General features: G+C 63.3%; 26 protein-coding genes. 9 read left to right on the top strand and 17 right to left on the bottom strand.

Features of this window, described 5'->3' with window-relative positions; genetic code table 11:
• Positions 1-133: 133 nt before the first annotated feature.
• Positions 134-412 (bottom strand): WhiB family transcriptional regulator, encoded by a 279-nt coding sequence (locus RA302_RS10670; RefSeq protein ID WP_020907098.1) that lies wholly within the window; start codon positions 410-412, stop codon positions 134-136.
• A 380-nt stretch (positions 413-792) separates the two neighbouring features.
• Here RA302_RS10670 and cofD point away from each other — a divergent pair, with 380 nt between their 5' ends.
• Genes cofD through RA302_RS10655 form a run of 3 tightly spaced genes read left to right on the top strand, consistent with a single transcriptional unit; the run spans position 793 to position 3,731 of the window.
• Positions 793-1,785, top strand: coding sequence for a 2-phospho-L-lactate transferase (gene cofD, locus RA302_RS10665; RefSeq protein ID WP_003940958.1), 993 nt, complete (start codon positions 793-795; stop codon positions 1,783-1,785).
• Positions 1,782-3,167 carry a coenzyme F420-0:L-glutamate ligase gene (locus RA302_RS10660; protein ID WP_047889549.1) on the top strand — a complete coding sequence of 462 codons (1,386 nt, stop codon included), beginning with the start codon at positions 1,782-1,784 and terminating at the stop codon, positions 3,165-3,167. The genes cofD and RA302_RS10660 overlap by 4 nt, the downstream gene beginning before the upstream one ends.
• Before the next feature lie 3 nt (positions 3,168-3,170).
• Positions 3,171-3,731: an NUDIX domain-containing protein gene (locus RA302_RS10655; protein ID WP_019747768.1), complete on the top strand. Its 561-nt coding sequence runs from the start codon at positions 3,171-3,173 to the stop codon at positions 3,729-3,731.
• Here the strand turns inward: RA302_RS10655 and RA302_RS10650 are convergent.
• From RA302_RS10650 to rfbD, 4 genes are read right to left on the bottom strand one after another with little or no spacing between them, the layout of a single operon-like run.
• Positions 3,722-4,492 (bottom strand): SGNH/GDSL hydrolase family protein, encoded by a 771-nt coding sequence (locus tag RA302_RS10650; RefSeq protein ID WP_338480569.1) that lies wholly within the window; start codon positions 4,490-4,492, stop codon positions 3,722-3,724. The two genes, RA302_RS10655 and RA302_RS10650, sit on opposite strands and share 10 nt — an antisense overlap.
• Positions 4,493-4,524: 32 nt before the next feature.
• Positions 4,525-5,607 carry an NDP-sugar synthase gene (locus RA302_RS10645; RefSeq protein ID WP_019747766.1) on the bottom strand — a complete coding sequence of 361 codons (1,083 nt, stop codon included), beginning with the start codon at positions 5,605-5,607 and terminating at the stop codon, positions 4,525-4,527.
• Positions 5,604-6,518, bottom strand: a complete 915-nt coding sequence (locus RA302_RS10640; RefSeq protein ID WP_019747765.1) for a glycosyltransferase family 2 protein — start codon at positions 6,516-6,518, stop codon at positions 5,604-5,606. Before RA302_RS10640 ends, RA302_RS10645 begins: the two co-directional genes overlap by 4 nt.
• Positions 6,519-6,561: 43 nt before the next feature.
• Positions 6,562-7,401, bottom strand: a complete 840-nt coding sequence (rfbD, locus tag RA302_RS10635) for a dTDP-4-dehydrorhamnose reductase (RefSeq protein WP_020907092.1) — start codon at positions 7,399-7,401, stop codon at positions 6,562-6,564.
• 114 nt (positions 7,402-7,515) lie between these two features.
• Here rfbD and RA302_RS10630 point away from each other — a divergent pair, with 114 nt between their 5' ends.
• Both RA302_RS10630 and RA302_RS10625 read left to right on the top strand, forming a co-directional pair.
• Positions 7,516-9,000: an LCP family protein gene (locus RA302_RS10630; RefSeq protein ID WP_046379866.1), complete on the top strand. Its 1,485-nt coding sequence runs from the start codon at positions 7,516-7,518 to the stop codon at positions 8,998-9,000.
• A 70-nt stretch (positions 9,001-9,070) separates the two neighbouring features.
• Positions 9,071-9,784: a TIGR03089 family protein gene (locus tag RA302_RS10625; RefSeq protein ID WP_020969208.1), complete on the top strand. Its 714-nt coding sequence runs from the start codon at positions 9,071-9,073 to the stop codon at positions 9,782-9,784.
• Positions 9,785-9,787: 3 nt separating this feature from the next.
• On the opposite strand, the gene RA302_RS10620 is transcribed toward RA302_RS10625, so the two are convergent.
• From RA302_RS10620 to RA302_RS10590, 7 genes are all read right to left on the bottom strand, one after another.
• The gene (locus RA302_RS10620; RefSeq protein WP_338480564.1) at positions 9,788-12,238 is read right to left on the bottom strand and encodes an ABC transporter permease; all 2,451 of its coding nucleotides are present in this window, start codon (positions 12,236-12,238) and stop codon (positions 9,788-9,790) included.
• Positions 12,235-13,032 (bottom strand): ABC transporter ATP-binding protein, encoded by a 798-nt coding sequence (locus RA302_RS10615; RefSeq protein WP_019747760.1) that lies wholly within the window; start codon positions 13,030-13,032, stop codon positions 12,235-12,237. Before RA302_RS10615 ends, RA302_RS10620 begins: the two co-directional genes overlap by 4 nt.
• A gap of 135 nt (positions 13,033-13,167) precedes the next feature.
• Positions 13,168-13,860, bottom strand: coding sequence for a response regulator transcription factor (locus tag RA302_RS10610; protein WP_338480562.1), 693 nt, complete (start codon positions 13,858-13,860; stop codon positions 13,168-13,170).
• A 35-nt stretch (positions 13,861-13,895) separates the two neighbouring features.
• Positions 13,896-15,083 (bottom strand): sensor histidine kinase, encoded by a 1,188-nt coding sequence (locus RA302_RS10605; RefSeq protein ID WP_019747758.1) that lies wholly within the window; start codon positions 15,081-15,083, stop codon positions 13,896-13,898.
• A 35-nt stretch (positions 15,084-15,118) separates the two neighbouring features.
• Positions 15,119-15,496, bottom strand: coding sequence for a hypothetical protein (locus RA302_RS10600; protein ID WP_019747757.1), 378 nt, complete (start codon positions 15,494-15,496; stop codon positions 15,119-15,121).
• Positions 15,497-15,503: 7 nt separating this feature from the next.
• Positions 15,504-16,016: a 5-(carboxyamino)imidazole ribonucleotide mutase gene (gene purE, locus RA302_RS10595; protein ID WP_019747756.1), complete on the bottom strand. Its 513-nt coding sequence runs from the start codon at positions 16,014-16,016 to the stop codon at positions 15,504-15,506.
• Entirely contained in the window at positions 16,000-17,268 is a 1,269-nt protein-coding gene (locus RA302_RS10590) for a 5-(carboxyamino)imidazole ribonucleotide synthase (protein WP_021332551.1), read from the bottom strand. Before RA302_RS10590 ends, purE begins: the two co-directional genes overlap by 17 nt.
• 122 nt (positions 17,269-17,390) lie before the next feature.
• On the opposite strand from RA302_RS10590, the gene RA302_RS10585 reads away from it, so the two are divergent.
• A complete protein-coding gene (locus tag RA302_RS10585; protein ID WP_092763706.1) occupies positions 17,391-17,972 on the top strand; it encodes a GtrA family protein in 582 nt (193 codons plus the stop codon).
• Positions 17,973-17,998: 26 nt separating this feature from the next.
• Here the strand turns inward: RA302_RS10585 and RA302_RS10580 are convergent, their stop codons facing one another.
• From RA302_RS10580 to RA302_RS10560, 5 genes are all read right to left on the bottom strand, one after another.
• Positions 17,999-19,321 carry a HAMP domain-containing sensor histidine kinase gene (locus RA302_RS10580; RefSeq protein WP_019747754.1) on the bottom strand — a complete coding sequence of 441 codons (1,323 nt, stop codon included), beginning with the start codon at positions 19,319-19,321 and terminating at the stop codon, positions 17,999-18,001.
• A gap of 26 nt (positions 19,322-19,347) precedes the next feature.
• Entirely contained in the window at positions 19,348-20,028 is a 681-nt protein-coding gene (locus RA302_RS10575) for a response regulator transcription factor (protein ID WP_003940916.1), read from the bottom strand.
• A gap of 37 nt (positions 20,029-20,065) precedes the next feature.
• A complete protein-coding gene (locus RA302_RS10570; protein WP_021343702.1) occupies positions 20,066-20,632 on the bottom strand; it encodes a PH domain-containing protein in 567 nt (188 codons plus the stop codon).
• A gap of 74 nt (positions 20,633-20,706) precedes the next feature.
• Positions 20,707-21,282: a DUF308 domain-containing protein gene (locus RA302_RS10565; protein WP_003941007.1), complete on the bottom strand. Its 576-nt coding sequence runs from the start codon at positions 21,280-21,282 to the stop codon at positions 20,707-20,709.
• A gap of 118 nt (positions 21,283-21,400) precedes the next feature.
• Positions 21,401-22,255, bottom strand: a complete 855-nt coding sequence (locus RA302_RS10560; protein WP_338480554.1) for a biotin--[acetyl-CoA-carboxylase] ligase — start codon at positions 22,253-22,255, stop codon at positions 21,401-21,403.
• Positions 22,256-22,370: 115 nt separating this feature from the next.
• On the opposite strand from RA302_RS10560, the gene RA302_RS10555 reads away from it, so the two are divergent.
• The 3 genes from RA302_RS10555 to RA302_RS10545 are packed head-to-tail and all read left to right on the top strand — an operon-like array spanning position 22,371 to position 25,006.
• Complete coding sequence (locus RA302_RS10555; protein WP_003940853.1) at positions 22,371-24,011, top strand: acyl-CoA carboxylase subunit beta; 1,641 nt, start codon at positions 22,371-22,373, stop codon at positions 24,009-24,011.
• A complete protein-coding gene (locus RA302_RS10550; RefSeq protein ID WP_019747751.1) occupies positions 24,008-24,349 on the top strand; it encodes an acyl-CoA carboxylase subunit epsilon in 342 nt (113 codons plus the stop codon). The genes RA302_RS10555 and RA302_RS10550 overlap by 4 nt, the downstream gene beginning before the upstream one ends.
• A 15-nt stretch (positions 24,350-24,364) precedes the next feature.
• The gene (locus tag RA302_RS10545) at positions 24,365-25,006 is read left to right on the top strand and encodes a nucleoside triphosphate pyrophosphatase (RefSeq protein WP_007731146.1); all 642 of its coding nucleotides are present in this window, start codon (positions 24,365-24,367) and stop codon (positions 25,004-25,006) included.
• The last annotated feature ends 50 nt before the right edge of the window (positions 25,007-25,056 follow it).

The raw sequence follows: 25,056 nt of genomic DNA, 5'->3' as shown, positions 1-25,056 counted from the left end.
GATGTCACACGAAGAAGTAAATCCACACGAAGAACAAAACAGTCGTTGCTTGACCTGCAATTCCCCGTTGCAGGTCAGACTTTCGAAGACCGCCCGTCAGCCCCGACGCTGACAGAACCGATTCAGCAGCAGATCAGATGATCCCCCGCTTGAGTCGCCGACGCTCGCGCTCGGACAACCCTCCCCAGATTCCGAACCGTTCGTCGTTCGCGAGCGCGTACTCGAGGCACTCGTCACGAACTTCACAACCGAGGCAGATCCGTTTTGCTTCCCTCGTCGATCCACCCTTTTCAGGGAAGAACGCTTCGGGATCGGTCTGCGCGCAGAGAGCACGCTCCTGCCACTGATCCTCGATGGTGTCGAACAATTCTTCGAAGCCGGTGACGAGACTCAGCACTGGCCGAGTACTCATACCGTCGAACTCACTGCTGCAGGCACCTTCTGCTGCGCCTGCTCGGGAATCGGTCTGCGGTTCGTCGCTTACTGTCATTGCGAGAGAACTGATCTCGACATTTTCATTGGGCATCGTTCCGCCTCCTCACCTGTAATAGCGCAGAATTTTCACTCCATCTTCAACCCCACCCCGTCGACCGTTCGAAACTGTGTTCGAAACCGGCCCCGCTGCAAGTGAACTCACAAGTAGCGGTTGGAATGACACATTTGAGATTACACACGTCCAGCGTGTCGCGGTCAAGCTAAACGAGATGAATCCATTAGTATTCCGGCCCCCAATTGACGGGACCTTCTGCCCGCCAGACACGACGACGCGCCGACCGCCTAGGCTCTGATGTCGTGAACGTGACTGTATTGGTTGGCGGCGTCGGCGGGGCCCGTTTCCTTCAAGGTGTGCAAAATGCGCTCGGAATCGCCGGTGGTGAATCCCTCGAGAAATACGAAGGCCCACATCGCATCACGGCCGTCGTCAACGTCGGAGACGACGTCTGGATGCACGGTCTGCGCATCTGCCCCGATCTGGACACTTGTATGTACACACTCGGCGGCGGTATCGACACCGAACGCGGGTGGGGGCACGCCGGCGAAACCTGGAATGCGAAAGAAGAACTCGCGGCATACGGAGCGAAGCCGGACTGGTTCGGCCTCGGAGATCGCGATATCGCAACGCATTTGATTCGCAGCCAGATGCTCCGCACGGGATATCCGTTGTCCGCGATCACCGAAGCGTTGTGCAATCGCTGGAATCCGGGTGTCGCACTGCTTCCCGTGAGCGACGACCGCAGCGAAACACACGTTGTGATCACCGATCCGGAAGACGGTGAACAGAAGGCGATTCATTTCCAGGAGTGGTGGGTACGCCATCGAGCACAGGTGGAAACTCACAGCTTCGCTCACGTCGGCGCCGAGCAGGCCAAGCCCGCGCCGGGGGTGGTCGAGGCGATCGACGGTGCCGACATCGTGCTGATCGCACCGTCCAATCCCGTCGTGAGCGTCGGCGCGATCCTCGCGGTGCCCGGCATTCGCGGAGCCCTGCGGACCACCGCGGCCAAGGTTGTCGGCCTCTCCCCCGTCATCGGTGGAAAACCGTTGCGCGGCATGGCTGACGAGTGCCTCGAAGTGATCGGGGTCGAGACGACTTCCGAGGCGATCGGTCGCCACTACGGAGCTCGCTCGATCAACGGCATTCTCGACGGCTGGCTCGTCGACGAAGGTGACACGGCCGACATCGACGGGGTGGACGTGCGAAGCATCCCACTTTTGATGACGTCCCCCGAAGAGACCGCAAAAATGGTTCGAACGGCTTTCGAGATCGCCGGAGTCGAACTGTGACCGAGCCCGGAACCGAAGCAAGCCGCGACAGAAATCACTCTCCCGGCGATCACTCCCCCGGCGCCGCAATCGAAGTCATTCCCGTGCTCGGCCTTCCCGAGTTCCGGCCCGGAGACGACTTGGCCGCCGCTGTCGTCGACGCGACACCGTGGCTCGAGAACGGCGACGTCGTTGTCGTCACGAGCAAGGTGTTCTCAAAAGTCGAGGGTCGCATCGTTTCCTCGCCGACCGATCCGGAAGAGCGCGACGCAGCACGACGCCTCCTGGTGGATCAGGAAGCCGTCCGCGTCGTGGCCCGCAAGGGCCGCACTCTGATCACCGAGAACAAACTCGGCATCGTGCAGGCCGCATCGGGCATCGACGGCTCCAACGTCGACGGTGCCGAACTGGCCCTGCTCCCCGTGGATCCCGATGCGAGCGCAGCGGGGCTGCGTGCCCGAATTCTCGAGAGCACGGGCAAGTCCGTCGCCGTCGTCGTGACCGACACGATGGGTCGTGCGTGGCGCAACGGGCAGACCGATGCCGCGATCGGTTCCTCCGGCATTCCGGTCCTGCACGGCTACCTCGGGGCACAGGACAGTCAGGGCAACGATCTGATCGTCACCGAGATCGCGATCGCGGACGAGATCGCCGCTGCGGGCGATCTGGTCAAGGGCAAGCTCGGCGGCGTTCCCGTCGCCGTCGTGCGAGGACTCCGATTCGAGGACGACGGTTCGAGTGGCCAGGATCTGATCCGTCGCGGCCCGGACGATCTGTTCTGGCTGGGAACCGAGGAGGCTACGGCGATGGGCCGCGGCCAGGCGCTGCTGTTGCGTCGGTCGGTTCGGCAGTTCGCAGGTGATCCCGTCGACGCGGAGATCATTCGCAGCTCGATCGCCGAGGCACTCACTGCTCCAGCGCCCCACCACACAAGGCCTGTTCGATTCGTGTGGCTGCGGACCGAGTCGGTCCGCACGTCGCTCCTCGAGCAGATGCGTGAGAAGTGGGCCGCCGATCTGCGTGCGGACGGTCGTAGCGACGAATCCGTCGACGCGCGGGTTGCCCGCGGAAACATCCTGTTCGATGCCCCCGAGGTCGTCATTCCCTTCTGCGTGCCCGACGGCGCACACAGTTATCCGGATGCCCGACGTACCGCGGCGGAGTCCACGATGTTCACCGTCGCTGCCGGCGCGGCAGTGCAGGGACTGCTGGTCTCGCTGGCCACACGCGGCGTGGGAAGCTGCTGGATCGGATCGACGATCTTCGCCGCCGACCTCGTACGCGAACAACTCGATCTCCCGGCCGATTGGCAGCCACTCGGCGCAGTCGCAATCGGGTACCCCCTCGAACCACTGACTCCGCGCACGGTCCCCGCCCCTGGGGACGCGTTGGTGGAGCTGTAGGTCATGTCAGCCGAATCGCTGCACGCCTCCGCCAAGGGCGTCCTGGAGGGCTGGTCGACGTCCTCCGAGGCGGACGAGTCACTGCGGCACACGATGCTCGCGTTCCTCGATTCGGCTCCGGACGGCTGCCTTCGTCGCCATGCCCCGGGACACATCACCGCGTCGTCTCTGGTTCTCGACGAGAGTGGCTGCCACGTCCTGCTGACCCTGCATCCCAAGGTGGGCAGGTGGATTCAGCTCGGAGGTCACTGCGAGCCCGACGACGAGACGGTAGTCGATGCGGCATTGCGGGAGGCTCGCGAGGAGTCCGGAATTCACGACGTTCGGATAGACGCGGACCTACTCTCCGCCCACACACATCCGATCACGTGCTCACTCGGGGTCCCGACCAGACATCTCGATCTACGGTTTCTTGTTGTGGCGCCGGACAATTCACATATCGTCCGCAGCGCGGAGTCCACCGACCTCCGGTGGTGGCCGGTGGACGCGCTACCGCCGACAGCCGAACGCGAGACCATCGACCACCTGGTAGCGCTCGCCCATCAGCGCAAGAATCAGGACTGAATCGGAGACAGCTCGGGTTGCTTGGCGCTCACGCCGTCGCCCGAAGATGTTCCCTTCACGCGCCGAGCTACCCACGGCACCAAGAACTCTCGCGCCCATTGACGATCCTCGCGACGAGTTTCCGCTTTCGTGAGAACCGGCGCAGGCCCGAGGTCGGGCGCGATCAATCCGTGTTCGACGCCCAGTACGTCGAGCACCCGCGTCGCCATGTTCTCGTGCCCGGCGGGCGACATGTGGAGGCGATCCCAGTCCCACATCCGTAGGTCCTGATATTCGGAGAATCGCCAGAAGTCGACGAGGGTCGCGCCGTGGCGGTCCGCTACCTCGCGAACGAGCTCGTTGTAAATCGCCAGGCGTCCGCGGAGCTTGCCGAAGAAGGCGGACCATCCGGTGTCGTATGCGGTGAACATGAGAACCTGCGCACCGGAAGCAGTGAGCTGGCCGATTGCCGAATCGTAGCGGGCGACCATCGCGTCGATGTCGAGCTTCGGACGCATCATGTCGTTTCCGCCGGCGTAGACGGTCACCAGATCGGGCTTCAACGCCAGAGCGGGTTCCAACTGCTCGTCGATGATCGGTCCGAGTAGGCGACCACGAATCGCCAGGTTGGCGTAGCGGAACTCGGGGTTGTTCACCGCCAGCTGCTCGGCCACTCGGTCTGCCCACCCGCGCAGACCGTTGGGGAATCGTTCGTCGGCGTCGCCGACGCCCTCGGTGAACGAGTCACCGAGGGCAACGTAACGGCTCGGAAGAGAAGTCATACCCGCCAGTATTCCAGTAGGTCAGCTAACGATCACACATCTGTGCTGAAGCGCACGCCACCGTCCGGCAGCGTCACCCCCGGCCACACACGTGCGCCGCGCAACAATTCGCACCGCGCACCGATGTCCGCGCCGTCTCCGATGACGGCGTCGCGGACCAGTGCTCGTGGTCCGATACGGACGCCGAATCCGAGGATCGATCGTTCGACTACCGCACCGGCTTCCACAACGGCGCCGTCGAAGAGAATCGCACCGTCAAGGCGCGCACCTGCGCCGACTTCTGCGCCACGGCCGACAACCGTGCCGCCGATCAGGACGGCGCCAGGCGCAATTCCCGCCCCGGGGTGAACGAGCGACTCGCCGCGCGGACCTTCGAGAGCCGGCGAAGGCGCGATGCCTCGCACCAGGTCGGCGGAACCGCGAACGAAGTCCTCGGGGGTTCCCATGTCACGCCAGTACGACGAGTCGACGTGGCCGAACACCCGCTTGCCCTCGGCCAGGAGATTCGGGAACACCTCGCGCTCGACCGATACCGGTCGTCCCTCCGGGATCTGTTCGATGATCTCGCGCTTGAAGACGTAGCAGCCGGCGTTGATCTGATCCGTCGGCGGATCCTGGGTCTTCTCCAGGAATGCCGAGACTCGTCCGTCCTCGTCGGTCGGAACACAACCGAATGCACGCGGGTCTCCCACACGAACCAGGTGAAGTGTCACGTCGGCGTCCGTCTTCTCGTGGGTCTCGAGAATGGCGTTCAGGTCGGTGCCACCGAGCACGTCACCGTTGAACACCATGACGTTGTCGCCGCGCAACTTCGGGAGTACGTTGCGGATTCCGCCACCGGTGCCCAGCGGCTCGGTCTCGAAGACGTAGTCGATCTCGAGCCCCATCTTGGAGCCGTCGCCGAAGTAGTCCTCGAATACCTCTGCCTTGAAAGATGTTCCGAGCACCACGTGCTTGATACCGGCAGCCTCGATCCTGGCAAGCAGATGCGTCAGGAACGGAAGGCCGGCTGTCGGAAGCATCGGCTTGGGCGCCGACAGCGTCAACGGACGCAGCCGAGTGCCCTTGCCGCCTACCAGGATTACGGCGTCGGTCGGATTCGGATCGGACATCATTTTCCCCCGTGGTTCGAAACTGATGGGTTGTCGGTCGAGTCGTCGGTGCGAGCGCGCTCGCGAACAGCAGAAGCTACGGCGATCTTGGACCGCACGGCCAGGCCACCGCGCAAGGCAAGTCGCAGCGGAGCCTGCCACCAGTGCGGATGACGATCAGCCTGGAACTGGTATGCGCTGCGATGATGAGCGGGCAGCATCAGTTCCGGATGCCGGCCTGCCGCATGGCCTTTGGCATGGGTCACGACAGCGGAGGGAACAAAGACATTGAGCCACCCGGCTTTTCCGAGGCGATCACCGAAATCGACGTCCTCCATGTACATGAAGTATCGCGAGTCGAACCCGGAGATGGCGTCGAAGGCATCACGTCGGACCAACAGGCACGACCCGGAAAGCCAACCGACGGAGCGCTCGGTGACGGCCTCGTTCTCCTGACGGTAACGGGCAGTCCACGGGTTCTTCGGCCACACGGTGCCGAGCAATGCGTGCCCGACGCCCGAGGTGATGTCGGGCACCGTTCGTGCCGACGGATAGACGCTGCCGTCCGGTTCGAGGACCTTCGGCCCCAGTGCACCGGCCCTTGGCCACCGATTTGCCGCAGCGACCAATTCGTCGAGTGAACCTGGTGCCCATTGGACGTCAGGATTGGAAATCACGACAAATTCGATCGACGAATCGATCTCCGCCACAGCCCGATTTATCGCTCCGCCGTAGCCGATGTTTCCCCCTGTACGAAGCAGACGAACATGCTCGTACTTGGCATCCGCCGCCTCCGGCGCACCATCGGTCGACCCGTTGTCGGCCATGATGACCTGGGGTTTTTCTGTCGTCGCCGCGGCGAGCGTGCTCAAGAAATTCTCGAGATGCTCGCCTGGGGAGTACGTCACCGTTACCACGGCCAGCTTGGGACTCACGCCGGTCAGCCTAGCCGCCCACGGGCACTGCCCCGAACAATGCTCACGCCAGAGCGGCGTGCAGAGCCTCTCGCCACGGACGCAGCGGCGTCATTCCCGCGGTAACCCACGCGCGCTCGGACAAAACCGAATATGCCGGGCGGGGCGCAGGGCGCACGAAGTCCGCGCTGCTGCACGGGCGCACCCGCGCCGGGTCTGCTCCGATCTCCTCGAACACCGCTCGCGCCAACTCGTACCAACTGGCTTGCCCGCCGTTGGTCAGGTGGAACGTCGACGCACCCGTGAAGTCCCGCAGCGCGAGTTCGACGATGCCGCCGGCCAGATCGACGCTGTACGTGGGTGACCCGATCTGGTCGTCCACGACGTTCACGAATTCTCGTTCGGCTTCGAGCCTGCGCATCGTGGCGACAAAATCCGTACCGACACCCGAATACACCCACGCGGTACGGACAACGGCCACGTCGGCGCCCGACTCTCGTACTGCGATCTCGCCGTCCAGCTTGGTTCGGCCGTAGACCGTCGCGGGACCGGTCGGTGCATCGACGTCGTATGGAGTGCTCGCGTCACCCGGAAAGACGTAGTCCGTCGAAACGTGGATCAACCGCGAACCGGCCCGCGCACACGCTCGCGCGAGATTCAGCGGTCCGATCTCGTTGACCGCCCTCGCTGCCTCCTGGTCGGTCTCGGCGGCGTCGACCGCCGTGTACGCAGCGCAGTTGATCAGCACCGAATCGGGCGAGACGAAGTCGTCGACCGCGCGGCTGTCTGTGATGTCGAGCTCGCGGGAACCGACGGCCGTCACAGTGTGACCCGCCGACGTTGCGAGAGCATCGATACGTGTTCCGAGCTGCCCTCGGGCGCCGGTGAGCAGGATATTCGTCACATGGTTGAGTCTGGCACGCCGCGTCGAGGTACCCGCGGCCGAGCATCGGACCAGTAACCTGAAGGGGTGTCCCACCAGCAACCGCAGCGCCGCGCGCGTCCACGACCTGCGCCGATTCGGACCAAGACGAGCCCGGCTCGCATAGCGGTCGCGGTGCTCTCCGTGCTCGTACTGCTGGTCACCGGGTTCGCATGGCGAGGTGTGGACTCGTTGAGAAACAGCCTTGCCACTGCAAGCGGACTCGGCCTCGGTGGGGGCAAGGACGGAGCCATCGACATTCTGATGGTGGGAACCGACAGTCGCACCGACGCACACGGCAACCCGCTTTCACAAAGCGAGCTCGACTCGTTGCGCGCTGGTGAGGAAGTTGCGTCCAACACCGACACCATCATCTTGATCCGCGTCCCCAACGACGGAAGTTCGGCAACCGCGATCTCGATTCCCCGAGACGCGTACGTCAACGTCCCCGGTATCGGTATGTCGAAGATCAACGCCGCGTTCGGTGCCACCAAGGAAACCGAGCGACTGAAGTTGGTCAACAACGGGTCGTCCGACAGCGACGCAGACAAGAAGTCGACGGAAGCCGGCCGGACCGCGCTCATCGGGGCGGTAGGGAATCTGACCGGCATCACCGTCGATCACTACGCCGAAGTCGGTCTACTCGGATTCGTCCTGCTGACAAACGCAGTGGGCGGAGTCGACGTCTGCCTCAACGCGCCAGTCGACGAACCGATGTCCGGGGCCAACTTCGCAGCCGGGAAACAGACACTCGACGGCGCCGACGCGCTGAGCTTCGTGCGACAACGACACGACCTTCCCCGCGGCGACCTGGACCGGATCGTTCGCCAGCAGGTGTTCATGGCGTCCCTCGTCAGTAAGGTACTCAGCGCAAAAACCCTCAGTGACCCGGGCAAGCTCAGTCAGTTGACCTCGGCCGTTCAGCGTTCCGTCGTCATCGACGACGACTGGGACATCATCGAATTCGCCAAGCAGTTGCAGAATCTGGCCGGCGGAAAGGTGCAATTCGAGACCATTCCCGTTCTCGACATCAACGGCATGACCGATTACGGCGAGTCCATCGTCAAGGTCGATCCCAAGGCCGTCAAGAAGTACATCGCCGGATTGGTCGGCGCCGACAGCGAAGACTCGGAAGAGACCTCCGAGGCACCGACCACCGTGAATGCATCCTCGATCACGGTCGACGTCGCTAATGCCAGTGACGTCGCGGGGTTGGCCAGCGGGGTTTCCGAGGCATTGAGTGCCCTCGGGTACAAGCAGGGACAGGTCGGCAACAACACCGGCTCCGACGTCTCCGAATCGACGGTGTTCGCAAAGTCCGCGGACGACGACGCTGCACTCGCGGTGGCCGAGGCACTCGGCGGTCTGACGGTCAAGGCGGATTCGTCATTGTCCTCGGGCAAGGTTCGGGTTGTCATTGCCGAGGACTACTCCGGACCGCAATCCGCGGACGCGGTATCCCCGTCCGAAGGCGCGACAAGCACGACTGAATCGGCGAGCACCACCGAGACCAGTCCCACCCCTGCCCCTCCCGGTCCGCCGATCGACGCAGCCTCCAACGGCCCGCGCTGTGTCAACTGAAAACTGTGTCAACTGAAAAACTGTGTGAACTGAAAGCGGTGTGAACTGAACGGCTGCGTAAGCTGATTACGTGCCTTCGCCTGTAGACAACCTGACCGACGCCCTCCTCGGACCGATCCTGGCTGCCGACCCGGCCGGCCCTCGCGTGACCTACTACGACGACGCCACCGGCGAGCGCATCGAATTGTCTGCGAGCACTCTGGCCAACTGGGCGGCAAAGACAGCGAACATGGTTCGGGACGAGTTCGCCCTCGAGCCCGGCGGCAAAGTTGCCGTGCTGCTGCCCGCACACTGGCAGAGCGTCGCCGTCTTGCTGGGTGTGTGGTGGGCAGGCGGTGAGGTCGTCCTCTCCCCCGACGCCGACGCCGAACTGGCTTTTGTCACTGCCGACCGCCTGGACGATGTTGCGGACGTACCGGAAGTAGCCGCACTCTCACTCGACGCGTTCGGCAAAGGTTTGAGCGATCTTCCGCTCGGCGTCGCCGACTACGCAACCTCCATTCGTGTCCACGGGGACCAGTTCCGTAGCGCCGGAGCCGGTTCGGCGCTGGAAGGCCGGTCCGTAGCGGACACGATCGACGCCGCACGGGCATCGGCGAAGAACGTCGAATTGGCGTCGACGGATCGTGTCCTCTCCAGCCGCACGTGGGACACGGCAGACGAATTGATCGACGGGCTTCTGGCCGTTCTCGCCGCGGGCGCCTCACTCGTGCAGGTAGCCCACCCGGACGCGGAAGCTACCGCGCGCCGAGTGGGCACCGAGAAGGTCACGAAGCAGTTCTGAACGCTAGCTCGCGAGAGCTGTCACCGGTGACACCAGCCCCGCCCGCCTAGCGGGGAGCAGTGACGCGATCACACCGCAGATTCCGCCGATCAACACGATGGCTACCAATTGCGCCCACGGCACTGCGCTGAGGGCGACGTCCTCGATCCCGAACACCGATGCGGTACCGGCTACACCGAACACCATCCCGAACAGCACTCCGATCACCGATGCGACTCCTGCCACCAGCAGTGCTTCCCAGATCAACATGGCTCGAATTCCCTTCTTGGTCAGTCCGAGTGCGCGAAGCAGTCCGGATTCGCGGCGCCGTTCGAGAACCGACAGTGCCATGGTGTTTCCCACCCCGATCAGAGCGATCAACACCGCTACCGACAGCAACCCGGCAACCACCATGAGCATGGTGTCGAGGATCGAATCGAGAGCCGAGCGCATTTCGGTCATTCCTTGAACATCGCTGCCCGGAGCTTCCTGGCGTGCCAGTTCGGTGATGCGGTCGGTGACAGCGAGCGCCTCTTCGTCGGTGTCCGTCCCCAACCTGACCCAGTAGGAATCGGTGGTCGGCGTGGTGGCCGCTGCACCCAGATCGCCTCGATCCAACAGCGCTGGTTGACCTTTCACACCCTCGACCACGCTGACGTTCACGGCACCGCGATCCCCACGCACCGTCGCCGTCTCACCCGCCGAGAGTTTGTATTCGGTCAGGTCAGCGGGCGAGAGCACCAACTGACCGGCCGCGGGTACCGAGATCTCGGTACGCAGAACATCTTTCACCCGAGCAGTGTCGACACCGAACCCGGCCAACGAACCGCGCCCGTCGATCGTCAGTTCGGCCTTGTCCAGACCGCTCACCGCGCCGACGCCGTTGACCGCGGCGATGTCTGTGCCCAACCCTGCGGGAAGCGGTGCCGAACCGGAACTGCTCACCATGACGTCGACGGGGAATTGACTGTCCATCGCCGCGGGTGCGGCTTCCTTGACCGTCGCGATTCCCACGACGAGCGTGCTCGTCAAGGCCACCCCGATCAACAGGGCCGTAGCTGTCGCCGAGGTCCGGCGTGGGTTCCGACCGGCGTTGCCTGCTGCCAGGCTTCCCACCGGACCGATCAGTCTCGCCAGCACTCCGCCGGCGGCATTGATCAGCGCGGGCACGATTCGCCCGGACAGTGCTGCGATCCCCAGGAACGAAAAGAGTCCACCGGCAGTCGCCGCCGGCACCTGCTGATTCGTCACTCCCAGAACGGTCATCGCGATTCCCGCGAGCAGTATCACGACGCCCAGAACCCGGCGCACGACCGATACCTGAACGCTCTCGGGCTTGGACTCCATCGGCTGCAGTGCCGCCAGCGGGGAGAGCCTCGTTGCCGCCCGCCCGGGCGCAGATGCAGCGAGCATCGTCATCACGATGCCGACGGCAAGACCGACCAGCACGGTCACCGGGGTGACGCTCAGTGACGACAGAGGAACCGGCACATCTGCGGCCGTTGCTACGCGACCGATCGCCCAGGCAAGTCCGACACCGAGTCCGACGCCGATCACCGAGGCGATCACGCCGACCGCAGCGGCTTCGCTGCGAATGCTCCGGCGAACCTGTTTGGCTGTGGCGCCGACGCATCGCAGCAACGCGAGTTCCTGAGTGCGCGCGGCGAGCAGAACGGCAAACGTGTTGGCGATCACCAGCGCGGCAACAACAACGGCGATGGCACCGAAGGCGAGCAACACCGTGCTGAGGATCTTGGTGCCACCCATGTATTCCGCTGCCGCGTTGTCGGTTGCTTCTTCTCCTGTCAACACGGTGGAGTCCGCGGGCAACGCGCTCGCGATCGAATCCACGAGTTGTTGCTGAGAGCGCGAACCGTCACCGGCGACACGGAACTCACGTTTGGCGCTGTCCCCGGCCCACGCGCTCACCTGCTCGGCGGTGGTGAATATCTTGATCCCGCCCAGTCTTTGCGCCGAACCGGAGAGATCGACCAGTCCGACCACCTGTGCGGTGGGCGCAGCGGCACCGACCGTCGAATCCCTTGCCGTGACAGTGATTCGGGCACCCGTCGGTATCCCGGAGTCCGCGCTCACCAACACCTGCCCCAGACCGGCCGGAAGCGAACCCTCCGACAAGTTCTCCCAACGCAATTCGGGATTGTCGGCGATCGAGAGAGCATCCCCGTAGGACGCGCCCTTTGCCTCGGAGTCGACACGAACATACGTCGACACGTCGTCGGCGACTGCCGAAACGCCCGGCACCGCACTCAGCAGTGCTTCCGTCACGCCTGGACCGGAGGCGACGACATCCGTGGTTTCGTATTGCGTCGCAAGTGATTTACTCACACTCGCATCGACCGTCGAGCTCAATGTCAAAGTCGCGACGATGTATCCGACTGCGATCACCACGGCGAGTATCGAAGCCACATAGCGCCCGGCATGTGCCCGCGCCTGGGCAAAAGCCAGACCCCTCATCGCAGTGCACCCGAAACTGCAGGAACATCAGCCAGGTCGTCGGCACCGAGTGCTCGCATGGCACCGATCACCGAGTCGACGGTGGGATGGTCGATCTCTCCGGCAATACGCCCGTCCGCGATCAACACGACTCGGTCCGCATACGACGCCGCCACCGGATCGTGTGTCACCATGACAACCGTCTGACCGGTCTCCCGAACACTGGTGCGCAAGAGGCCCAGAACCTCGGTCCCGGAACGGGAATCCAAATTTCCCGTGGGCTCGTCGGCAAAAATCACGTCGGGCTGCGGCAGTAGTGCGCGGGCGACAGCTACACGCTGCTGCTGACCACCGGACAACTCGTGCGGCAGGTGGTCGAGGCGCTTCGACAGGCCCAGTTTCCCGATCACCTCGTCCATCCACTCGGGCGAGGGTTCACTACCCGCCAGCTTCATCGGCAGCAGCATGTTCTCCCGAGCAGTGAGCACCGGCAGCAGGTTGAACGCTTGGAAGACGAATCCGATTCGCTCGCGTCGAAGTTCGGTGAGTTCTGTGTCGCCGAGTTTCGTGACTTCGGTGTCGCCCAGGAAGACCTGTCCGCCCGAAACCGTGTCGAGCCCGGCCAGGCAGTGCATGAGCGTCGACTTTCCGGAGCCGGACGGGCCCATGATCGCGGTGAACCGCTCACGACCGAAGTCCACGTCGACCCCGCCGAGCGCGTGAACCGTGGTCTCACCGGTGCCGTACACCTTGGTGACACCGCGGGCAGTGATCGCCGGCACTGCGGCTGGTTCCGTCGTGGTGTGCGCATGCATTTTTTTGCCCTCCGTAAAGCTTCTCGCTATGACGGAATCGACGTTATTGCAGCGCAAGTGGTCTCCGCGTCGGAGCGCGGGGCGATCTTGGAGAGCCCGGTGTCATCCCGGGGTAGGACTGAACAGGGCTGCGCGTCAGCCCTCGGTTCCCAGGAGATCTGCGCGCCGGACAAGTCCGATCTGGAAGGCAAAGACGACGGCCTGCACACGATCACGTGAATGAGTCTTCGAAAGAACCCGTCCGACATGGGTTTTCACTGTCGTTTCGGAGACGTGGAATTTTGCGGCGATCTCCGAATTCGACAGCCCGTACGCCATGGCCTCGAGCACCTCGACCTCGCGCGGTGTCAGCTCTTCGGGCAACTGCGATTCGGGCGCCGAACCTTCCAGGAGAGGTCCGACGTGCTGAAGCAGTCGCCGAGTGGCCCGAGCTTCGATCACCGCGTCCCCGCGATGCACGGTGCGGATGGCGTCGAGCAACTGTTCCGGTGGTAAGTCCTTGAGCAGGAAACCGCTGGCGCCCGCCCTGATTGCCGACATCACGTACTCGTCGTTGTCGAAGGTGGTGAGCACCACGACCTTCGGCGCATCGGGGTCGGCCAGGAGCCGACGGGTCGCCTCGATGCCGTCCATCTTCGGCATCTGGACATCCATCAGGACGACGTCGACATGTCGGGCCGCCAACTCGGTCAATGCCTGCTGACCGTCCGAAGCCTCGACCACCACGGACAGATCCGGCTGCGAGTCGATGACCATTCGAAAACCTGCGCGGACCAGCTGCTGATCGTCGATCAGTGCCACTGCGATCGGAGCCACGTGTTCGTCCATGCCACTCACCTTAAGACCTTCAGACGTTTCAAGACCTACCCAGACGTTCGTTCGTACGGCAGGACGGCCCGGACACTGTATCCGCCGCCAGATTTCGGCCCGGCAGTTACTTTGCCTCCGTGCAGTTTGGCGCGCTCGGCCATTCCGATCAGTCCCTGTCCACCTGGTGACGATTCGACCAGCGCGGCGCTGCCGCCTCGTCCGTCGTCGGTGATGCCGAGAACGAGTTCGGTTTCAGCCCACGTCATCTCGACGCTCGCCTGTGCTCCTGGCCCCGCATGTTTGAGAACGTTCGTCAGCGATTCCTGGACGATGCGATACGCCGTCAACCCCGCACCCGCAGAGAGTTCGCGTGGTTCACCGGTCACACTGACGGCGATGTCGAGTCCGCTGCTGCGTAACTCGTGGAAGAGACTGTCGATATCACCGGCGCCCGGGATCACCGAGAAATCCCGGGGCGTGTCCTCACGCAGGACGGACAGAAGCGATCGCATGTCGGTCAACGCTTGGCGACCGGTGGAGGCAATGGTTTCGAGCGCCTGGATTGCAGCCTGAGGATCCTTGGCCGCGCTGTAGCGTCCGCCGTCGGCCTGAGCGATGACAACGGTCAACGAATGCGCGACGATGTCGTGCATCTCGCGCGCAATCCTCGAGCGTTCGCTGATCGTCGCGATTTCCGCTTCCTGCGCACGCTCGAGTTCGAGCAACCGTGCGCGCTCGGTCAGACCTTCCAATTGTTTGGTGCGAACTCGACGCAAATCACCGAACGCCCAGACCGCGAGCATGAAGATCATGACGGCCACGGACTGCATGACCTGCGAAGACACCGGGATTCCGTCGTAGCCGAAGTATCGAACAGTTCCGGCAATCGAGCCGAGCAACGCGAGCACCAGGCCGGTGAGCGAACTCCACCGAGCGCCATAGGCGGCCAGCGCGTACAGGGAGATGGGCACGACAACGGCCGATGCGAGCAGTGTGTTGCCGATGAAGATCACGTGTAGAACTGCGAACCCTGCGATCACCATGCCGGAGAGTTCGGGGCGCGAGCGTCGCCATGCCAACGGAACGGTCATACCCAGCGAGACGAACACCGCCAGCGGACTCGCCTCGACCGCAACGACAACGCTGAACAGTGCGGCAACCGTCGCAATGCAGATGTCCACACCGCGAGCATGTTCCGCGCTCCAGCGGACGAAGCGTTCACTAGTCGGAAAACGAGCCATGCCGCCAAGAGTAGCTTTTACTGACGAGCTTTCACTCAGGTGCGGTAACCGCCGTCTTCGAGACCGGCCTCGATTTCGAATCGGTTCCGCGGACCGCGATGACGCAACTCCTCACGCAGGTACAGCAGCCCGAATACGATTCCGTACCTGGCCCATTGGTCCGCGTGAACTGCCTCGTGGCGAAGGACGGATCGAGTCGTGTTTCGCCGGGTGAGGTACACACCACCGAGAGTTGTTCCGCCTCTGGCGAACCCGCCGCGCAGCCCGGAAGCGACAAAGATCCCGGACTCGTTGTCGAAGCGGATGTCCGCGCCGAGAATCCCGGCGTAGAACAGCGCGACGCGAGTGACGAATGCGGACTGCGCGCTGCCCCGACTCGCTCGGATCAGCGGCAGCCCACGCCGTGCACACACGAGAAGATCAGCCCAGCAGTTTCTCGCGAAGCGCCTTGTCCTTGTCGAGCACCATCGCCTCGAGGCTCTCCTGGAAAGCCACCATCCGCTGCTGCAGTGCGGGATCCGAAGCGCCGAGGATCCGAGCAGCCAACAGACCGGCGTTGCGAGCGCCGCCGATCGAGACCGTCGCCACCGGGACGCCGGCCGGCATCTGCACGATCGAGAGGAGTGAATCCATACCGTCGAGGTACTTGAGCGGCACCGGAACACCGATGACCGGCAACGGTGTAGCCGAGGCAACCATGCCCGGAAGATGCGCGGCGCCACCGGCACCGGCGATGATGACCTTGATTCCGCGGCCCGCGGCTTCCTTGGCGTAGTCGAGCATCCGCTGAGGCGTGCGATGCGCCGAGACGACACCGACCTCGAAGCGGATACCGAACTCGGCCAGAGCTTCGGCTGCAGCTTCCATGGTCGGCCAATCCGAATCGCTGCCCATGATCAGGCCGACCTGCGCGCTCTCACTCACCGTGTACATCCCATCCGTCGGTCCAAACTGCATACGAAAGCCAATGTGCTGCGCGCTCGGCGCGTTCCCGAACTGCGGCAACGTAATTCGGATCGTCGATGGATCCGGCGCCGCCGACGATGTTGACGTGGCCGATCTTGCGATCCTTGCGCTCGCCCTTGCCGTACAGGTGGATCTTCGCATCGGGCATCCGCGCGAAGAGGTGATGGACACGCTCGTCCATCGTCATCTCGGGCGCTTCCGGTGCACCCAGAACGTTTGCCATCACCGTGACCGGCGCGATCGGCGAGGTGTCGCCGAGCGGGTAGTCGAGAACGGCACGCAGATGCTGTTCGAACTGAGAGGTGCGTGCGCCGTCCATCGTCCAGTGACCGGAGTTGTGCGGGCGCATTGCCAGCTCGTTGACCACGAGAGTGCCGTCAGTCGTCTCGAAGAGTTCGACGGCCATCGAGCCGACGACACCCAACTCGGAAGCGATGCGTAGCGCCAATTGTTCGGCTTCCTCGGCAACGGCACTCGAAAGGGCGGGGGCAGGTGCGATCACGACGGCGCACTGGCCGTTGCGCTGAACGGTCTCTACGACCGGCCACGTAGCGCCCTGTCCGAACGGCGACCGCGCAACCATGGCAGACAGTTCCCGACGCATCGAGACCATTTCCTCGACGATCAGCGGAACAGCCTTGTCCAACTGCTCGGTGACAATGGCTTCTGCTTCGTCCTGATCATCGGTGATCCAGACGCCCCGGCCGTCGTAGCCTCCGCGGGTTGCCTTGATGACAAGCGGCCAACCGTGTTCGGCACCGAAACGCACGACGTCTTCCGCCCACGTCACTTCGGCGTACGCGGGTACAGGTGCGCCCAGTTCGGCAAGTTTGCGACGCATCAGCAATTTGTCCTGAGCGAAGATCAGAGCCTGCGGCGGAGGCTGAACGTTCACGCCTTCGGCAACAAGAACCTCGAGATGTTCGGTCGGCACGTGCTCGTGGTCGAACGTCAACGCGTTGGAACCGACCGCTGCGCGGCGAAGAGCGTCGAGGTCGGTGTGGCTACCGAGCACGACATCGGGGCTGACCTGAGCTGCCGGCTCGTCCGCAGTCCCGGAGAGCACTCGGAGCGTCTGGCCCAGGGCCACCGCCGCCTGGTGAGTCATCCTGGCCAACTGTCCGCCACCGATCATGGTGACGACGGGCATGGATGCTTTTGCCGGTCGAGGGGTGGTCGGGCGGGCGGGGATCTGCGCGGGATCGTTGTTGCCGGTCACGGCTCTCTATGTTGTCATGTGCCGCGTTCGCCCGTTCATTCAGCGTTCCCAATCTGTGATTCTGCTGATGAATCCGCGGCAAATTGGTGGTAACGCGGTTTCGTTTCGTAAACTCATCTGTTGTGCCATTTGTCGACGGGGTCATTGCCCGCATACCCCAACCGTTTCGTGACATCGCTCTGCGTCACAGCGAGCTGATCAAATTCGCGATCGTCGGCGGAACTACCTTCCTGATCGACTCAGGCATCTTCTACACGCTCAAGCTGTCGATCCTCGAATCCAAGCCGATCACGGCCAAGATCATCGCCGGCGTCGTCGCGGTGATCGCGTCGTACATTCTCAACCGCGAGTGGTCGTTCAAGAATCGTGGTGGCCGTGAACCAGCGCACGAAGCTGCGCTGTTCTTCATCATCAGCGCCATCGGCGTCGTCATCAGCTTCATCCCGCTCTACATCTCCAGTTACGTCTTCAACCTGCGCGTACCCGAAGTCAGCTTGGCGACGGAGAACATCGCCGACTTCATCAGTGCGTACGTCATCGGCAACCTGCTGCAGATGGCGTTCCGATTCTGGGCCTTCCGCAAGTTCGTGTTTCCCGACGAGAATCCGGAACCGCTCGAACTGTCCGACACCACAGGATTGTCCGAAACCACGGCGCCTGACCCGGTCATTCCTGATGCCGAAGAGGAGCTCGGGCACTCCTGAGTTTTCCGTCTGCGCGAGCCTTTCGGTCAGCGCGGTTCGCGGTGCGGAACGACGTCCGCGGTCGGCGCAGTGTTGGCCACCGGCAGGAAGACCGCGAACAAGGCAGGCTTACGCCTCTGCAGTTCCAGTCGGCCCCCGTCGGCTTCGATCAGTGCACGTGCGAGCGCCAACCCGACGCCGGTGGACCCGGCCCCCGAAAATCCTCTGTCGAAGATGTGCGGTGCAAGATCGTTCTCCACGCCGGAGCCTTCGTCGGTGACCTCGACGCACACCATCGAGTCACGACGAGACGAACTGCGACCGGTACCGTCGATCAATCGGACAGACACCGTGCACGTACCTTCACCGTGTTCGAACGAATTGTCGACCAAAACGGAAACAGCTTCACGCAGACGCGAACCTGTGGTCGCGGCCATCACCGCGCGATCGCCGCGTAGGCGGAGCCTGCGTCCCTCTCCGTCGAATTGAGCCTGCCAGTCGCGGGTCACCTGTTCCAGCTCGCCGACTACCGACACCAGACTCGCCGATGACCCACTGGTGCGCGACGAGCGAATCAGGTCGTCGATTCCGTCGGTGAGCCTGTCCACTTGCGCCATGGCTTCCTCGGCCTCGTTCACGACGTCAGGATCTTCGTGAACGGACAACTCGTCCAGGCGCAGCCGCACTGCAGTCAGTCGACTGCGCAGTTGATGCGAGACGTCCGCGACCAGCGCGCGTTCTCGTTGCAGCCGCACCGAAATCTCCACAGTTGCCGCGTCGAGGACGTCGGACACGCGGTCGAGTTCGGGGATGTCGTGCCGACGAGGATCCGGCCGGAAGTCACCTTCGGCGAGGCGCGCCGCCCGGTCGGCCACATCCTGCAGCGGATCGGCAAGCCGACGTGCAGTGACCACAGCGACCACGGTGCCTGCCGTGATGGACAGAAGCACGAGCACACCGACGGCCATCACCGCTTGCTTCTGCTGGGTGCGCAAGTTCTCCGACGGCACCTCGAGGCGCAACGAGCCGGACGTTCCCATCGCGAGCGATTCGACGAGTGCGTTCTTGACCGTCGCCTCACCGACGTCGACGCGTGCAGCGCCGTCGACGACGGTCGGATACACGACGACGAGGCGCCCGTCGTTCGGGGTGAGAACCTTGAGCGAATCGGTGTTCAACGCACCTTCGACGAGCCCGTTCGTCCCCTCTTGCGCGATGACCTCAGCGGCCATCCGGTCGAGGCGCACCCGGAGATCACTTCGCGTCACGTCCTCCACCCAGAGCCACGCCGTGTAGATCAGCGGAACTCCCAGCAGCAACGCCGTCATGATCACGACAGCGAGAATCGACTGCAATATGCGACGCCGCATGCCGGCAGTTCCTGATTCTCGAGAAGTTAGTCGGTGTTGATTCGGAAACCGACACCGCGGACGGTGGCAATTCTGCGTTCCACGGCAGGGCCCTCGTCACCGATCTTGCGGCGCAGCCACGACATGTGCATGTCGAGCGTCTTCGATCCACGAAGCTCGACGTCGCCCCACACCTCACGAAGGATCGTATCGCGCGATACTACTTCCCCGGCATGCTCGAGGAGGACCCGCAGAAGTTCGTATTCCTTGTTGGCCAAGGCGATTTCGGAGCCGTTGACGAGTACGCGTCGTGCCGCGGGCTCGAGCCTGATGCCACCGACTTCGACGATCGTGTCCTCGCGGCCACCGTGGCGACGCAGGAGTGCTCGCACACGTGCCATCAACTCGGCGAGACGAAACGGCTTGCTGACGTAGTCGTCGGCGCCGGCGTCCAACCCGACCACGAAGTCGACTTCGTCGGTCCTGGCGGTCAACATCAGCACGGCGAGCGAGGTGCGATGCGCACGAATCTGTCGACAGACCTCGAGGCCGTCCATGCCCGGAAGGCCGAGATCGAGAATCAACAGATCGAAATCACCTTCGAGCGCCTGCTGCAACGCAGCGGGTCCGGTCGGTTCGACCGTCACCGAATACCCTTCACGCCCCAGTGCGCGGGAGAGGGGTGCGGCAATGGCCTCGTCGTCTTCGGCTAGCAATACGGCAGTCACACGAACAGACTACGGACAACACGCCTTTGCACGTTGATTACCAGCCATTTCGATCGTTCGGGTCGTCGTTTTCACCCGCCGGCCGCTGCGGTGGCTGCGATGGTGGCTGCTGCATGGAATCGAAAACCTGGTGATACAGCAGGGCGTGAACGTGCTCGACGTCAGGAATGTCGTCGAACTCGAGCGGATCGTCACTGGCAGAGGCGATGACCAGAGTTCCGGTCTTGAGCATTCGATCGATCAAGCCGTGGCGGAACTGAACATTGCTGATCCGCCCCATGGGGATGTCGATACCGGTATGCGTGAGCACTCCGTGGCGGATGAGCACCCGCCGATCGGTGACGATGAAATGCGTGAACTTCCAGACCGTGAACGGTGCAACCGATCGCCAGGCCACGACACCGAGCCAGATGATTCCGATGGCGATGGACGACACGGTGCGAGCCGTGCCGTCCAATCTCGTCTGTGCGAGGCCCAACAAGAACCCGGCGACGGCCGTCGCAAGCACGAACGTCAGCGCCGGAAGCACCAACATCTTCCAATGAGGATGGCGATGCAGTATCAGTTCCTCGTCCTGAGCGAGGGCGTCTTCGGGATATCCCATGACGGGAAGTCTGCCATCCCGCACCGACTTTCAGGCACACCGACTTTCAGGCACACCCACGTTCAGGGCAACGCTCAGGGCTGAGCGATCTTTCGCAGCACCAACGGGGTCACGACGATGATGATGCCGTACAGCACCATCCACACGCCGACCACGATGCGGAAGACGTCGAGCGAGAGTTCGGGCTGCAGAAGGACGATTGCACCCGCGACGATGCTGATGACTCCGAGCACGATCGACAGACCGCGATCGACGGTGTGCCCGGACGCCGCGTCGACCAGATCGAGAACGCCACGGAATACCCACCAGGCACCGATCACCAATGCGATCAGAACCACCGTCTGCAAAGGGCTACGGAGAACCAGGAATCCGAGGAGCACTGCCAACGCGCCGGAGATTGCGACAAGCGTCCGAGTTCCACCCGAAGCCGTCACGTCCGCGAACGAACGGATGATCTGGACGATTCCGAATCCGAACAACTGAATCGCAATGACCACCGCGACCACGAAAAGGGTGGCATCCGGCCATGCGAGTACGGCGATACCCAGGCCCAATGTGAGGACACCGAGCAGCACCGTCACACCGGTGAGTACGCGGCGAGCGCTCTCGGCCGTCTCGGCTTCGGTCGGAACAACGATCGGTGTGGTCATGACGCCCCTAGGCAGCTCAGTAAATCCCGCAGTTAAATGAAATGAAGGACGGACGGTTGGTTCGAAAACCGGCCAGGGCCAAAAATTAGCACTTTGGTGCCAGAAAATCCGGCAAGGCTCACGATTCGGCTACCGGGGCGGCCCGAAGGTGCGTGATATCACCCGCAGCGACCGCAAAGGTCTCCCCATCTGTTCCCTCGATTTCGATGACAACGCGGCCGGAAGTGTCGACGTCGGTCGCGATACCGAACACCTCCTTGTCGCCCGGCAAGACCGCGCGGACTCGTTTGCCCAGCGTCCCGCAACGCTGCCGGTATTCGGCAGCCAACACAGATGTATCCCATTTCGATGATTCCCAAGCACGGAATTGCGTCGCCAACTCACGGGCAATTGCTCGAACGAGGGTGTCGCGGTCGACAGTCGATGCTTCTTCGATGAGGAGTGATGTAGCGGTCGGGACGGGCAGCTCCTCGACACCCAGGCTCACGTTCAACCCGATGCCCACCACCACCGCGGGATCGGGCGCTGTCCTTGCCACCTCGGCCAGAATTCCGGCGACCTTCTTGCCACCGATGAGAACGTCGTTCGGCCACTTGAGTTCTGCGGGCACTTCGGCCACGTTCCGCAGCGCGTCGACGACCGCGATCCCCGACAGTAGCGGGAGCCAACCCATGTCCGTGAGATTCATTCCGGGCATCGACAGCAGAACCGACATCGAGATCTGCGCTTGCGGCGGACTCACCCAAGTGCGCGAATGACGGCCGCGGGCACTCGCCTGATACTCGGCGATCAGAACGTGACGGTCGGCATCCGGATCTGCCGCTCGCGCAAGGAGATCCGCGTTCGTCGAACCGGTCTCCTCGACAACGTCGAGGCGGTTCCAGAAAACGCGCGCGTCGTCGTTGTCACTGCGCACGAGTGCGCGTCGTAGGGCATTGCCGTCGAGGGGCGGTCGGTTCAAGTCGGTCCACATAGCCCCAGCCTATGACGACAGCGAGAATGTACTGGTCAGTAGCTTGAGCCTGCAAGACAGCGACAATCGGACCTGCCTTCGAAGCCCCCCACGCACTCTCGTTAAGCTCACGTCCATGACCACTGTCCAAGAGCCGAACGCGCCGGAGGCGGCGGCCGCACCCGATATCCACACGACCGCGGGAAAGCTCGCGGACCTGCGGAATCGCCAAGCCCAGGCGCAGGCACCGAGCGGCGAAGCCGCCATCGACAAGGTGCACGCCAAAGGCAAGCTGACCGCCCGCGAGCGCATCACCGCCCTCCTCGACGAGGGCTCCTTCGTCGAACTCGACGCACTGGCACGGCACCGAAGTGTGAACTTCGGTCTCGCTGACAACCGCCCGGTCGGCGACGGCGTCGTCACCGGTTACGGCACCATCGACGGCCGCGACGTCTGTGTCTTCTCACAGGACGCCACCGTTTTCGGCGGATCGCTCGGCGAAATCTACGGTGAGAAGATCGTCAAGGTCATGGACCTCGCGATCCGCACCGGTCGCCCCCTCGTCGGCATCAACGAAGGTGCAGGCGCGCGCATTCAGGAAGGCGTCGTCTCGCTCGGCCTCTACGGCGAGATCTTCCACCGCAACGTCCAGGCCTCGGGTGTCATCCCCCAGATCTCACTGATCATGGGACCCGCCGCCGGCGGCCACGTCTACTCCCCCGCACTGACCGACTTCGTCGTGATGGTCGACGAGACTTCCCAGATGTTCGTCACCGGCCCCGACGTCATCAAGACAGTCACCGGCGAAGACGTCACGATGGAAGACCTCGGTGGTGCTCGCACCCACATGGTCAAGTCCGGAGTCGCCCACTACGTCGCTTCCGGCGAGCAGGATGCCCTCGACTACGTCAAGGACCTGCTCAGCTACCTGCCGTCCAACAACCAGGCAGCAGCTCCCCGCGGCGAGATCACCGACCCGATCGTCGGTTCGATCGAAGACAGCCTGACCGCTGAGGACATCGAACTCGACACCCTCATCCCGGATTCGGCCAACCAGCCGTACGACATGCACGAGGTCATCCGTCGCATCCTCGACGACGACGAGTTCCTCGAGGTCCAGGCCGAGCGCGCGATGAACATCATCGTCGGTTTCGGTCGCGTCGACGGCCGCTCGGTCGGCATCGTCGCCAACCAGCCCACCCAGTTCGCGGGCTGCCTCGACATCGACGCCTCGGAGAAGGCCGCACGCTTCGTGCGTACCTGCGACGCGTTCAACGTCCCGATCATCACCCTCGTCGACGTTCCCGGTTTCCTCCCCGGAACCGAACAGGAATACAACGGCATCATCCGTCGCGGCGCGAAGCTCCTCTACGCGTACGGCGAAGCAACGGTCGGCAAGATCACGGTCATCACCCGCAAGGCTTACGGCGGAGCGTACGACGTCATGGGCTCCAAGCACATGGGCGCCGACGTGAACCTGGCATGGCCGACCGCTCAGATCGCCGTCATGGGTGCATCCGGAGCTGTCGGATTCGTCTACCGCAAGCAGCTTCTCGAAGCCGCGAAGAACGGCGAAGACGTCGATGCACTGCGCCTCAAGCTGCAGAACGAGTACGAGGACACCCTCGTCAACCCGTACGTCGCCGCTGAGCGCGGATACGTCGACGCTGTCATTCCTCCGTCGCACACCCGCGGACAAATCGTTTCCGCGTTGCGACTGCTCGAGCGCAAGGCCGTTTCCCTTCCGCCCAAGAAGCATGGGAACATTCCCCTATGACCGCAACCACCGAGGACATTCTCAGCGAAGATGTCGCACTGGCGGAGACTGCACCGACCAACGGTGCGGTCGTCGAGGGAAGCGCGACGGACGCTTCGCTCACGGAGCTGACCGAGACGTCGACCTCCGACGCGTCGGTCATCAAGATCGTCAAGGGTTCGCCCACCGACGTCGAGATCGCGGCACTGGTAAGCGTGCTTGCCGCGGCTGCCGGCAGCGGTCAGGCTCCCGAGTCGAATGTTCCCGCGGAGACCTGGGGCGATCCGACTCAGTTCCACCGCACGCGTGCGCCGTTCTCGCCGTACGCGTACCTGAACCCCGCGATCCGTCGCAGCTGACGATCACTTGCTGACGTGACTCAACTGGTTCTAGCTTCAGCGTCCCCGGCTCGCCTCGCAGTTCTGCGGGCGGCCGGGGTTTCGCCGCTTGTGCGTGTCTCCGGCGTCGACGAGGACAAGATTGCCGACAACCTCGGCCCCGACGCCGCTCCCGAAAAAGTCGTGACGGTGCTGGCGGAGGCCAAGGCCGCCGAGATCGTTCCCGGTCTTGCCGCCGACAATCTCACCGACGTAGTCGTTGTCGGGTGCGATTCGATGCTCCTGATCGACGGGCAACTTCAAGGCAAGCCGGGCAGCGTAGACATCGCCCGAAAGCGATGGGCCGCAATGGCCGGACGCAGCGCCACTCTCTTGACCGGGCACTGTGTCCTGCGCGTCGCCGACGGCCGCATCGTTCGCATGGCCTCGGATCACAGCGCAACAGTGGTTCATTTCGCGCAACCGTCCACCGAAGATCTCGAGGCGTACCTGGCAACGGGCGAACCGCTCCAAGTCGCCGGAGCATTCACGCTCGACAGTCTCGGCGGCTGGTTCGTGGAGAGAATCGAGGGTGATCCATCGAGCGTCATCGGTATCGGATTACCTTTGGTACGAACACTTCTCGAGCGTGTCGGGGTTTCCGTCTCGGATCTCTGGCGCACGCAGAGCATCTTCTGACACGATTTCTCCAAGCACGGTTTCTCCAAGCAAGTTTTTTTCAAGCACCA

It is taken from the genome of Rhodococcus sp. DN22 (assembly GCF_036669995.1).
In the GTDB taxonomy this organism is placed as follows: domain Bacteria; phylum Actinomycetota; class Actinomycetes; order Mycobacteriales; family Mycobacteriaceae; genus Rhodococcus_F; species Rhodococcus_F erythropolis.
Note: the sequence above shows the minus strand (reverse complement) of the source record. Positions and strands in the feature narration are given on the sequence as shown.